This window comes from Marinobacter sp. (assembly GCF_034669625.1).
In the GTDB taxonomy this organism is placed as follows: domain Bacteria; phylum Pseudomonadota; class Gammaproteobacteria; order Pseudomonadales; family Oleiphilaceae; genus Marinobacter.
Map to the genome: position 1 here is coordinate 80,264 of NZ_JAXMOY010000013.1, position 12,327 is coordinate 92,590.

General features: G+C 51.3%; 8 protein-coding genes, 2 tRNA genes and 1 riboswitch. Of the genes, 5 read left to right on the plus strand and 5 right to left on the minus strand.

Features of this window, described 5'->3' with window-relative positions:
* Positions 1-2: 2 nt before the first annotated feature.
* Positions 3-1,007: a thiamine ABC transporter substrate binding subunit gene (gene thiB, locus VOI14_RS12075; RefSeq protein WP_323752298.1), complete on the minus strand. Its 1,005-nt coding sequence runs from the start codon at positions 1,005-1,007 to the stop codon at positions 3-5.
* Between the two features lie 52 nt (positions 1,008-1,059).
* Positions 1,060-1,154: riboswitch (TPP riboswitch) on the minus strand.
* A 159-nt stretch (positions 1,155-1,313) separates the two neighbouring features.
* Here thiB and VOI14_RS12080 point away from each other — a divergent pair.
* Entirely contained in the window at positions 1,314-2,045 is a 732-nt protein-coding gene (locus tag VOI14_RS12080; protein ID WP_323752299.1) for a murein L,D-transpeptidase catalytic domain family protein, read from the plus strand.
* Between the two features lie 13 nt (positions 2,046-2,058).
* On the opposite strand, the gene VOI14_RS12085 is transcribed toward VOI14_RS12080, so the two are convergent.
* Positions 2,059-2,763, minus strand: a complete 705-nt coding sequence (locus tag VOI14_RS12085) for an START domain-containing protein (RefSeq protein ID WP_323752300.1) — start codon at positions 2,761-2,763, stop codon at positions 2,059-2,061.
* A gap of 241 nt (positions 2,764-3,004) precedes the next feature.
* Here VOI14_RS12085 and VOI14_RS12090 point away from each other — a divergent pair.
* Together VOI14_RS12090 and VOI14_RS12095 are read left to right on the plus strand one after the other, a co-directional pair.
* Positions 3,005-3,080 (plus strand) — tRNA-Gly (locus VOI14_RS12090).
* A 50-nt stretch (positions 3,081-3,130) separates the two neighbouring features.
* Positions 3,131-3,204: transfer RNA gene (locus VOI14_RS12095), tRNA-Cys, on the plus strand.
* Between the two features lie 262 nt (positions 3,205-3,466).
* On the opposite strand, the gene VOI14_RS12100 is transcribed toward VOI14_RS12095, so the two are convergent.
* Both VOI14_RS12100 and VOI14_RS12105 read right to left on the minus strand, forming a co-directional pair.
* A complete protein-coding gene (locus VOI14_RS12100; protein WP_323752301.1) occupies positions 3,467-5,614 on the minus strand; it encodes a methyl-accepting chemotaxis protein in 2,148 nt (715 codons plus the stop codon).
* 332 nt (positions 5,615-5,946) lie between these two features.
* A complete protein-coding gene (locus VOI14_RS12105) occupies positions 5,947-6,963 on the minus strand; it encodes an AraC family transcriptional regulator (RefSeq protein ID WP_323752302.1) in 1,017 nt (338 codons plus the stop codon).
* Between the two features lie 169 nt (positions 6,964-7,132).
* On the opposite strand from VOI14_RS12105, the gene VOI14_RS12110 reads away from it, so the two are divergent.
* Both VOI14_RS12110 and VOI14_RS12115 read left to right on the plus strand, forming a co-directional pair.
* Positions 7,133-8,638, plus strand: a complete 1,506-nt coding sequence (locus tag VOI14_RS12110; protein WP_323752303.1) for an NAD(P)/FAD-dependent oxidoreductase — start codon at positions 7,133-7,135, stop codon at positions 8,636-8,638.
* Between the two features lie 31 nt (positions 8,639-8,669).
* Positions 8,670-9,467: an alpha/beta hydrolase gene (locus VOI14_RS12115; protein ID WP_323752304.1), complete on the plus strand. Its 798-nt coding sequence runs from the start codon at positions 8,670-8,672 to the stop codon at positions 9,465-9,467.
* Between the two features lie 122 nt (positions 9,468-9,589).
* Here the strand turns inward: VOI14_RS12115 and VOI14_RS12120 are convergent, their stop codons facing one another.
* Positions 9,590-11,773: an EAL domain-containing protein gene (locus VOI14_RS12120; protein ID WP_323752305.1), complete on the minus strand. Its 2,184-nt coding sequence runs from the start codon at positions 11,771-11,773 to the stop codon at positions 9,590-9,592.
* Positions 11,774-12,327: the final 554 nt, after the last annotated feature.

The window sequence follows — 12,327 nt, forward strand, 5'->3', positions numbered from 1 at the left end:
GCTTATCGGGTCATCGCATCCAGCCAGTCATTGACTAGCTGGCGGCGTTGGCTGGCAACATCAGCAGGAGGCATGAAGAAGGTGTGTTCGGGCGTAATCAACCGGTCAAAAACAGTCGGTAGATCTTCACCAAGATCGATAGCCGGGTACATAACGTTCTTCAGAGGAATATGCCGTTGAAATTCTGGGGTCAGCATGAAATCCACAAAACGACGGGCCAATGTTTTTTGTTTGGATGGCTCGACCAAAGCGGCTACTTCCACCTGCAGATAGTGGCCTTCTTCGAACTTAGCCGCTTGGTAACGGTCGGTTTTATCAACCGCCATGTGATAGGCCGGCGAAGTGCTGTAGGAGAGAATCATCGGTGCTTCGCCGTTCATGAACAATGAGAAGTACCCATCACTCCAGCTTTGTGTTGTCGCCAGTATCTTGTTGTTTAGTTTTTCCCATTTCGCTGGGGCTTCATCTCCATAGACGGAATGCATCCACAGTAACAGGCCTAACCCCGGGGTACTGGTACGCGGGTCCTGAATAATGATTTTCAAATCGTCGGGTGCATTGATCAGTTGATCGAAACTGGCTGGCGGCTCTGGCAGCTGCTCTGTGTCATATACGAAAGCAAAGTAACCCCAGTCATAAGGAATAAAGTGGTTGTCGCTCCAGTCGATGGGCAAATTCAAGGCGTCCAAAGACCGCTCGTGCTCGCCAATCAGTCCGGTTTGAAGCGCTGTTTCCATGGTCGCTGTATCGAGCCCGAGTACCACATCGGCAGGCGTTGACGTTCCCTCTAGCCGAAGTCTTTGCAAGATATCACCGCCGCTGTTCAGTACGGTGTAATTCAGGGTGCATTTGCATTGCTTTTCAAAGGCTTCTTTGACGCCGGGCCCGGGGCCCCATTCAGCGGCAAAGGACGGATGGGTGTACACGTTCAGGACAGGACGGTCAGCAGAGTGTGCGGTCAAAGGTAAGGTGACGGCCAACAGCAAAAGGGATAAGCGATAGAGCATGTGCGGCATCCTTTAATGAAGGGGATTAACCATGCCGCGGCACACACTGCAAAGTTCAGTGTGACTCAATTCCTTCGTCGGCATTATCCGTGTCAGGTTCCGCGGGTGTGGTCTCAGCCCTTTTAGAGGGCACCCCGTTGAGTTGGAGCAATTCTACCATGGCGCTGTGGCAGGACAAATTCGAGGGGTTTGTAGGGTAAAGGTTAAAAAATGTACGGAAACACGAAAGTCTCAAAATTCGCTGTTAGAATGAGGCCTCTTTTCAGTCAGCTCTCGGGCTATCTTAATTCTTGAGGAACTGTGCGTATGTCTTTGCACGCGAAACGACGCCCTTTTTTATTGTTATCGGGCCTGGCTTTTCTTTTGTCGTTTTCCGCACAAGGTAACGCGGAATCCTTTGATAAAAAGCTTCTCGATAAATTGGCAGGATCTGCACCTCACTTGAACCCAGAAGTGTTGGGCGCTGCGTATAAAGCCACGCAGTGTGCGGTCAATAATGGCGTTGCCATGCCTGATCGGCTGGCGGTTATCGATTTTTCTTTGCCGTCCAGCGAAGAGCGCATGTGGATCTTCGATCTGAGCCAGGGCAGCCTGGTGCTGAGAGATCTGGTTGCCCACGGAAAGAACTCCGGAAATGTCGAAGCCAGCGCGTTCTCCAATATTGAGGGTAGCCACCAGTCGAGTATTGGCTTGTTTAAGGGCAACGAAAGCTACAGCGGAACCCACGGTTATGCGCTTCGATTAGACGGGTTAGAGCCGGGTGTGAACGACCTTGCCCGACAAAGGGCCATCGTGATTCATGGAGCAGACTATGTCAGCCCAGACTGGGTAGCCGACTACGGTCGGATTGGTCGCAGCCACGGTTGCCCCGCGGTCGACCGAAAGGTGATTCGTTCTGTGGTGGATAATCTGAAAGGCGGGCAACTGGTCTTTACCTATTATCCGGATCAGGAATGGCTCCAGAGCTCGAGCTTTTTGAATTGTGACGCTCCCGCCCAAGTGGCTGGAGCCAGTCAGGCGAAGGGTCATAACTCGTAATTCGAATCGTCTATTACGAACCGAGTGTTGAGAAGCGCAGGTGGTGCTTCTCAATCAGCTTGGTTGGTAAATTCTCCTTGCTATAGTGTTTGAACGGTTCCTTGTCCATCATCTTCTGCAGGCCTTCCAGTGTTCGAATCGGCGCGTCTGTGGCGACGATATTTGCAATCCAGGCAGGTACAAGCCCGCCCGGGTCGACCTGAGTTGTGAACGTGATACGCGTCCATCCATCTGCCAGTGGTTCTATATAAAAGCTGTTGTTGAGCATAGGAATGCGCACGTAGTCCGGCTGCTTCGGCGCCGCATCTGGCCGGCCAATCGATTGAACCGTAACAGGGCCGTTCACGTCTTCTTGTGTAAAGGACGATTCCATCACCAGGTCACGATCTGAGGCTGGCCATACACCATCAAACATCATCCACAGCAGCTTCTCGTCGTCTTCAGCGTAATGGTAACGAGCGTCCTGGCAGTTATAGACCCATTGCTGGCACAAAGAAATGTCGTTAATGACCGACATTGCGGAAAACATCGAATGCTCGGTTTCAACCACACCTCGGAATTGTTTAATGGGCGAGCTTTCCGTGTCACGAACATAGGTTGTGACGTCTGAACGTTTTTCACCCTGTTGATTGACCACCCATTCAGAGGCCAGGGCAGGGCTCACGCTGAATAGTGTCAGGGACAGAAATGCCAGGGTCGAAAAGCTGAAATGCCGCATGGTAATAACAAACCTATATTTGAACGGAATACGGATAGGCAGCGATTCTCGGTTATGTGTTGGGACGAATCTATGGCGCGAATGACTTTGGTGCTGTGATGGATAGCAAAGAAACATAGGGTTTGGCTAAAAAACACCCAAATTATGCGCAAAAACAAAAGGTTGAAAAAAGTTGTTGACGCCGACGAAGTAATCCGTAGAATACGCATCCGTTGACGAGGCAAAGCCTCTTAAACGAAGAGCGGGAATAGCTCAGTTGGTAGAGCACAACCTTGCCAAGGTTGGGGTCGCGAGTTCGAATCTCGTTTCCCGCTCCATTTCTAAGTCTCTCACGCCCCCTGAGAGCAAAGCCCGAAAAGGCTTACCCGGCGCGGTGGCAGAGTGGTTATGCAGCGGACTGCAACTCCGTGTACGCCGGTTCGATTCCGACCCGCGCCTCCATTTTTATCCCTTATTTTTAGTGTTTAGATTTTCTCTGTCGGTAGTGTTTCCGCATTACTTCGGTTTTTTGGCCGCCTTTGATGCTTTCCCCTTGGGACAGAAATACATCGGTCAAACCTCTCTTGCGTATATCCCTTAATTGATACTTGCCTGTGCGCAGGCATCACAAAGCAGAAACTCCGCTCATTAATAGCCCTAGAGCGATCACTGAGCGAAGCGAATCTTGTCATATAGTCATTGTGCGGAAACCAAGCAAAGCGCTTCAGGCAACCTCCTGGGACACCTGAAATTGCCCGGTCAGCCTCTGAAGCTTGCTTGCCGAGGCTTGTGTCCGCTCTGAACTCTGCACCAACTGCTCAACTACTGAGCTCATCACGGACGCACTCTCGGCTACGTCGGACGTCTGGGAGCTCTGACGGCGGTTGGTCTCTTCAATTCCATCAATCGCCCGGAACAGCTTTTCCACCATGTGATGCAAAGCGGCGTTATCGTCCACTGCGGCCTCTGCATTACCCAGTCGATCTTCCATCTCTGCAATGCCATCTTCCATCGTAATAACCGCTCTGCGGGTTTCTTCTTGAACCCGGCCAAGGCGATCGCCAATTTCATCTGTGGCCTGCGCAGTACGGCTGGCGAGTTTTCTTACTTCATCTGCAACAACCGCAAAGCCTTTCCCTGACTCGCCGGCCCTTGCGGCTTCAATTGCTGCGTTCAATGCCAGCAGATTGGTCTGGGCCGCAATATCGTTGATGACTCCTGCTGTTTTGGCAATCTGTTCTGTTCGTTCATTGGCCGCTCTGATGCCCTCCGCGGATCGATTGATCACACCCCGGATACTCTGGGTCTCCTGACTCATACGGGCAAATTGTTCGCGCGCACTCTCGGCCATACTTTCCATTCCCGAGCGCATTTCATGTGCCGTGGTTGATGCGTTACCGATTTCGTTCTGCTGCTGACCGGCGCCGGTAACCATTTCTCCGATGTGGGCCAAAACTTCATGGATCCGTTGATCCGCAAGTCGATTCTGTTCCATTAATTGGTCGCTGGCCTGACGCGAATCTGATGCCAGCGTGATGACCTGTCCGACCATGCCATCGAGACTGTCGATAAAGCTGTTTATCCAGCGGGCAAGGTCACCGGTTTCGTCTCTCCGCATGCTGGAGAGATCCAGCCGCTGTCGAAGGTTGCCTCCACCTTCTGCAATGTTGCGGATGACATCAGCCATGGACCCGAGCTTTTGGGAAAGTGGTCGAACCGACGTTATGCGATACAGCCAGACCAGACAGAGCGCAACTGCTCCATTGATTGCCGCTTCCAGCCACATGGGGACTCCGGTCCACGCCATCGCAAGGTTGGTCGCCCAGAACAGCCCGATGAAGCTGGCAAAGCGCATCGACAGGCGGTAGGACAGGGATCGACGGCGATAGACTTCTTCCAGATCCCCTTCGCACATCATCCCCCAGAGATCTCGGGACCCAGGTAGCTGAAAGGTAACGCCCTTACCAATCACCGGTATATGCCGATAATCCGAGTATCCGGGATATTGCACATAAAGGTTTTCACCCTTGGCTATGGTTTCTCTGACGCCGGGATGCAACTGGCCTGTGGCCGGGTCGGTAAAACGGATTTCAAACTCGGTATGCTCCCGCACCCCCACAGTACCGAATCCGGTTCTGATTCCTTGCTTGAGATTATCGCCGTGGCTGAACGTTGCATCTTCAAACCGAGATCGGGACAGTGCAGTACCTGGCTGAATGGAGCCATCAAAATGACTCTCTATCATAAAGATGTAGTTGTCTCCGGATTCCTCGAAGACGTGACCGGCCTCCCGCTGAATCAAATCGCTCATCACATCGTTCGGAACCCTTGCACAGATAGCGCCCGATTTACCATTGGCCAGTGTGAGAGGCTCATAGAACATTAACGTAACGGCGTCGTGGAATCGCGAGGTTGTTGCACCAAGACGAAGCGTCACAGGATCTTTGTAGGGTCCATGCAGAAATCGCACGCGGACACCCTCTGCAACTACAGCTGACGGCAGATCCCGTTTTCCTGCCCGGTCCGCTACCGTCGACTCAAGGACCAGTCCGTCCTGGGCAATCACAAACAATTCGGAAATTTCGCGAAGCCGGCCAGAAGATGCGCCAATAATGGCCTTTACGGTCGCGTCATCCTGCCCCTCAAGCCGGGCGGCCATTGCTTCCATAAACAACCATTTTTGCTCGGCCCAGGCAACCAGAGCATCCCGGCGGGTCCGGGCGACGCTCTCGAAAATCTGCTCGTTTGTCGAATACATATCCCGGTTCAGAAAACAGGACCACCCCATGGCGAGCTTTCCTGTCGATCCGAACGTAGGTAGCCAGCGGCGTTCAGCGGGGGTCAGATTCATCGATGTGCTTTTAAGTGTCATTAAGGTGCTCCGCAGACGGTTCATCCCGATCACACGCGGGGATTAGAACGCTCTTGAACCGAAAATGAAGACCTAGCAAAGTTCAGGCCGGGTGGTGCGGGTTTGACGGGTGTCAGGTCCTTGCAGTCGTAGAGGTTTATCAACGCGGGGCTACACAGAATTCGGCGCGCCATAATGGTTCAATTATGGCGACCCCTAATGGGTCTATGCACCAAGATGGCGCTTAAGGCCTCGGGTGAAATGCTCCACGAGTGCAAGCTGATCCGTTTTCTGCTCCCTCCTAATTACCTCTTTGATGGCGTCGTGGAATCTCCGAGAATGGTGTTTGAGCCCTAATCAAGAAGGTGTTTGCGATATTGCAAGGGTGTCATGCCAAACCAGTCACGGCAGGCCCGGTTAAAGGCGGATTGCTCAGAATAGCCGAGTAATCCAGCAATCTGGGTCAGTTTTAGATTGGGTTCCATCAAATACAGTTTTGCGAGTCTCAGCTTTTCTGCATTGAGTAGCTGGGCAAAAGATGTGCCTTCTTTGGCTAAGCGCCGCTGCAGCGTGCGTTTGTCCATGTGAAAATGTGTGGCAACCACGTCGCTTCTGCATTGCCCCGTGGGCAATAGCGTGACGATGAGCCGGCTCGCATCTTCGGAGAGTCTCAATGCATTCGGGGGTTGCTGGGAAGAAAGATACTGTTCGGCGAGTCCAAAAGTTTGGTGATCTGCACTCGATAGAGGATGTTGAAGCGTTTGCGCCGGCCATCGCATACCACACCAGGACTGATTAAAGTGCACTTCACAACCAAATACGTCCTGGTAGATTTGAGTTTCAGCGGCCTGGGTATGAAGAAAGTGCACGCTGAAAGGTTTAAAAAGGCTGCCACACAACAATTTCATAACTTGCATCGAGTTGGAGAGGCTTAACTCATAGCTTTGCCGGTGATACCCCCCGGCGTTTTCGTCGTCAATTTTGAATTCAAATTTTATGCTTTCGAGGTTGGATAGGTTGTTGTGGGTAGCATTCATTCTGAGCGCCGGGCTGTGTAGATGAAGATACCGGCTAATATTGTTAACGGCCTCGCCAACGTTGTCCGAACTGCGGGCTATAACGCTGATGGGCCCAAGAATATCCAGTCCTTGAGACTCGGCCAGTTTCAAACCAAACTCGGGGTAGTCTAGTGTTTTGGCCGAGTATTCCAGCAGGGCGGCAAGGTTTCGAAACGGCAAAAAGCTGCTGTCATCCCGATGCTCGGCTGGGGGGATGTCGTACTTTTCCAGCAAGGGCAGGGGGTCTCTCCCTCTTGACCGTATAAGCTCGTCGAAGCCTCTCAGGTTTGTCGCTCTAATCAAATTGGCCATCCAGGCCTCCGATCGTGTCTATACGGTGAACCAGCGAACTGGTGCAGCATCTCGAGGGTGGGGTGTCGTGTTATGTCAAAAAAATGTCCCATTTTGTCAATCCTGTCAAGCCGGCCTCTGCGAGAATCAGAATTAAGATTGGGTGACTAATAACAAGAAGGAAACACAGATGGCCATCAAACACTATGACATCATTATTATTGGTGCTGGACTCTCCGGCATTGGCACGGCTTGCCACATCGCGCGGGAACACCCCGGCAAGTCCCTTGCGATACTGGAGCGACGAGAAAATGTGGGTGGTACATGGGACCTGTTCCGTTATCCCGGCATACGTTCCGATTCCGATATGGCGAGCTTCGGGTTTAATTTCAAACCTTGGTTCTCAGACAAAGTATTAGCCGAAGGCGACGATATTCGGGAGTATGTGCGCGAAACGGCTGATGAGTTCGGGCTGTACGAGAAAATAAAGTTTGGTTTAAAGCTCAACAACGCTGATTGGTCGAGCAAGGAGCAAAACTGGACCGTCTCCTCTACGCAGGAAGCATCGGGTCAAGAGCAGTTGTTTAGCTGCAGTTTCCTAATCAACTGTGCCGGTTACTACAACTTCGATCATGGTTACCGCCCAAGTTTTCCCGGGGAAGAAGTCTTTGCCGGGGATATCGTTCACACCCAGAGTTTGCCCGAAGGTTTTGATTATACCGGTAAAAAAGTGGTGATTATTGGCAGTGGTGCCACCGCAATAACATTGCTGCCGGCAATGGCAGACAAAGCCGCCAAAGTGACGATGCTGCAACGATCACCCAGCTATATTATGTCGCTGCCAAACACCGACAAGATATCGGTGGTATTGAACAAAGTATTGCCGAAAGCCTGGGTTTTCAAGCTGGCCCGCCGGCGTAACATTCTGTTCCAGCGAGCCCTGTACCTCGCCTGCCAGCGTTGGCCGGAAGCGATGCGCAAGTTGTTTCTGTCCCATATGTATAAAAAAGCCCCAACCGTTGATAAACGCCACCTCACACCCAATTACATGCCTTGGGATCAGCGTTTGTGTGCTGCGCCGGACGGAGACTTTTTCGAATGTTTGCGCTCGGGTAAAGCGGATATTGTAACCGACCATATCGATCGTTTTGATGAAACGGGCATTGTGTTGAAATCTGGCCAGCATATCGAAGCGGATACGGTTGTTGCAGCGACGGGGCTGGAAGTCCAATTGATGGGGGGATCGTCGCTTAGTATCGACAATAAACAAGTGAACCTGCCTAAGAAAATGGCCTACAAGAGCATTCTTATTCAGGACGTGCCTAATTACGGCTGGATTTTCGGGTATACCAATGCGCCTTGGACACTCAAGTGTGATATCGGCGGGCGCTATTTGTGTCGATTGTTCACCCATATGGAGAGAACGGGCGTTTCCGTCGCAACACCAGTAGATACAAGGAACTGTGCGACAGACGCCAGTGTGCTGGATGGGTTTGCACCCGGTTATATCGCACGGGCAATCGATAAAATGCCCCGGCAAGGTAAGAGCGATCCTTGGATGATCACGATGCACTATGGCAAGGATAAGAAAATGCTGGTTAAAGATCCCGTGAATGATGGAATTTTGCAGTTTGAAACAGCGGCCCGAGCTTCATCCCAAGGGTCAGATCTTCTTAAGCAAGCCACAACGGCCTGAAGACAAACACCGATAAGAAAAGGGAAGGGTGATGGATAAGAGGCACAATGATAAGCCAACAGTATTGCTTATCCACGGAATGTGGAGCGATCAAGACACTTTGAGTGATGTGAAAGAGGCCTTTGTGTCTCAGGGGTATGCTGCAGATTCCTTGTGCCTCCCTTGCCATTTACCCCAAGCCGGGCATACGGAGGGCAGCCGGGCTGCGCTGGCGAAAATGCGCGTGCAGGATTACGTTGCATATATTATCGAGCAGGTAAAACGCCTAGACTCCCCGCCAATTCTGGTGGGGCATTCCATGGGCGCTCTCTTGGCCCAGTTGGTGGCCGCCGAGGTACCCTGTGAACGGTTGATTCTTTTATCCTCCGCGCCCCCGGCAGGCATAAACGGCCTGAGTTGGTCGGCAATCCGAACCTTGGGTCGCAACCTGTTGCGATTCCCGTTGTGGAATAGCGTCACTGAGCTTGCGTTGTTGAATGTGGAGTACGGCATTGCCAATGCCCAGACCCCCTCTGTACAGAAAGACATCTTCGAAAGTTGTACTTACGAATCCGGCATGGCTACTTTTCAGATTAGCGTTGGATCGTTGCTGAGGAGTCGTGCGGCCACACACGTGAACACGAAGAATATAGAGTGTCCGGTACTGATCTTGGGCGGAACCGCTGACCGAATTACTCCCATCAAGATCCAGCGCAGTATCGCTCAACGTTTCGGCAAGCGAGCTTCGCTAGTGGAAATAGAGAATTGCTGCCACTGGACGGTAGGAGGGGTTTACTTCCCAGAGGTTCGCGCCGAGATATTTAAATGGCTGGAGCCTATCGAGCAGTAGCGGTTAGCAACGGTGTCACAGATACATGTCGGTTTGCTCACCGGGATTCGGCTAGCAAACCGCAGAAGGAAAAGTTGTGACTGGTTATTGCGGGACGAGTGTTTTAGTTGCCTCGATGATCATTAAACCTTTTCTGGTAAGTGGCGAGGCAGGACATGGACTTCGGTTAACGGTAGCGCTTTGGAAAAAAGATAGCCTTGCAAGGTGTCGCATTGAAGTTTTAGAAGGTGTTGACGGTGTGCGGTTGTTTCAATGCCTTCCGCAACCACTTCCAATCCCAACCGATGGGCCATGGTGATAATGCCCTCTACTATCGCGGAATTCTCGGTGCTGGTGTCGATTTGCCTGATAAAGCTTTGATCTATCTTTATTTTGTTGATCGGGAATAGACGTAGATACGCGAGGTTGGAAAAGCCGGTGCCAAAGTCATCGATGGCCACCTTTACACCTATGGTTCGCAGATCCTGTAATAGCTCGACAGACTTGTCGGTATCGCTCATCAACGAGCTCTCCGTAACCTCAAGTTCCAATTGCTGAGGATTGAGGCCGCTGACATTAAGAACGTGTTTAATTTCCTCAAAGAAACCGTTTCGCCCGAAGTGCGCTGGAGAGATGTTGACTGCGATGGTCAAGGGGTGCTCGCGACCGGAGTTTAAGCGCTGTATATCTTTGCACGCCCGACGAAGTACCCAGCGTTCAATATCAATGATTTGCCCGGTCTTCTCGGCCAGTGAAATAAACTCTTGTGGCGATATCAGTCCGCGGCTGGGGTGCTGCCACCTTACGAGAGCTTCGAGAGCTGTTATTTCTCCGGTTTGAGCGTTTATTAGAGGCTGGTAGTGGAGTACGAGTCGATTATCTTCAATGGCATCGGCTAGATCGCGCCGCAGTGAGATATGCTCGAGCACGACTGACTTTGAATCCTTCGAATACCACCCCCAAGTGTTTCGCCCTTGTGTTTTAGCATCGTTTACGGCCATGCAGGCATGCTGAATGAGCGCGCGGCTGGAGAGCGGCTCGGCGTGACTGAATGCGACGCCGATGCTGGCGGTTATTTGGAGTTCATGTTGATCGATGACAAAAGGGCAGGAGAGTAAATAAAGATAGCCTTCAGCAACCTGGAGTGCGATCTCTTCTTTAGTGATGCTGGTGAGCAGCAAGCCAAATTCGTCCCCGGCAAAACGCGCAAGGAAATCTCCTGACTGTATACCTTCCTTTAAGCGCTCTGCGACAGCCTTAAGCAAACGGTCGCCAATGTTGTGGCCGAGGTGTCGATTTACGGATGCGAAATCGTCCAGATTGATCATCAGAACTGCAGACAGTTGTTCGTCGACCTGTTGGATCTCAGCGATTTGTTTTTCAAATGCGGGGCGATTTGGGAGCCCTGTCAGGCTGTCGTGGAGATGCAACTTTGGCTCGGGCGTTCTCCGGTTTGAGATATCTTTTGCGATGCCGTAAACACCGGTAACGCTGTGGTCAACCATCGTGGGGAAGAAGGTTATTTGAATCAGAGAATCTTCACCGCTGTCTTGTGGCACCGTTAAGTCAAAGCGCTTGGTTTTTCCGTGGCAGGCCTGCTGAAAGGCTTTATGAGCGTCCTCAAGGTAGTCGGACCCTATTAGTTGTTCCAAGTAAAGCCCGAGGATGCGTGCTTTGGTGGTGTGAAACAGGTCTTTAAAGCTTTGGTTGATCGCTACGAAACGGCCATGTTTGTCGAGTTCAAAAGTAGCCACCGGGTGCAAAGAGAACAGGGATTGATAGCGTTGCTCCTCTCTATAGAGGGCGCGATCGGTGTCCTGAATTGTTAATGCTGTAGCAATCAGTCCTGCTGATTGCCGGATCAGCGCGAGTTGGCTGTCATCTGGGGCGCCGGGTTTCTGCATATATATAGCGAAGGTGCCCGCCAGTTGGCCGTTGGCCGTGACCACCGGCGCTGACCAGCAGGATTGCAGATTTTCTTTTAATGCGTGGTGCCGATGAGTCGCCCAGTCGGGGTCCTCGCTAATGCTTTTTGTAATGGCGACTTCTTGGCGGGACGACGCTTTGCTGCAGGTCACCACCGCGGTTTCAATTGCCAAACTATGAATGGCAGCTTTAAAGTCTTCAGGCAGATTGTGCTCAGCGGCAAGGTGAAGGCTATTTTCTCCTGGGTCATACTGCATGAAGGCCGTGAATGCGTTCGGTAGTTCTTGCCGTATCAAGTGCGTTGCGACCTTGAATGTCTCATTAAGGGTTTGGCGGTAGGCGTCACTACCCAGAGTGTTCGTTTGTTCCGGAAGGGCGCTGTCGAAATGAGTCGTTGGCATGGGTTCACGATTGGTTGCTATATGTATAGTCGCAAAGTAGCACTTGGGTGGTGGTAAAACCATCACTCGACAGCTACGAAGGGTATCGCTATCGATAAGGTGCCTTTATGTGTCCAAAATATACCCACATAAAAGTCGCAACAGGCAATATTGCTAGATTGGCGATTTCCCCATAGGATAATCCACAAATTAAGTCTGTTTGATGAATGGGGGTTTTAGAGGGGTTTTTGGTTGTTTTTTGTTCGCTCTGGACGTTTAATAATCAAAGTAGTATCAGTGAGTTGCGGGAAACCGAAACAAATAAAAAACTATTGATAATACCTGTTGACAGGTCTCCAGATCGGTGTAGAATTCGCCCCACTGTTGAGCAACGAGACGCTCAAACGCTCTTTAACAAGTTGACCAAGTAATTCGTGTGGGCGCTGGTCGAGGTATTTCAGATACGAAATATCAGGACAGTGACTCGTCGAAAATTGAGTTTTGTCTTGAGCAAGAATTAAGAATCTTCGGATTCTTGTATGATTTAAACTGAAGAGTTTGATCATGGCTCAGAT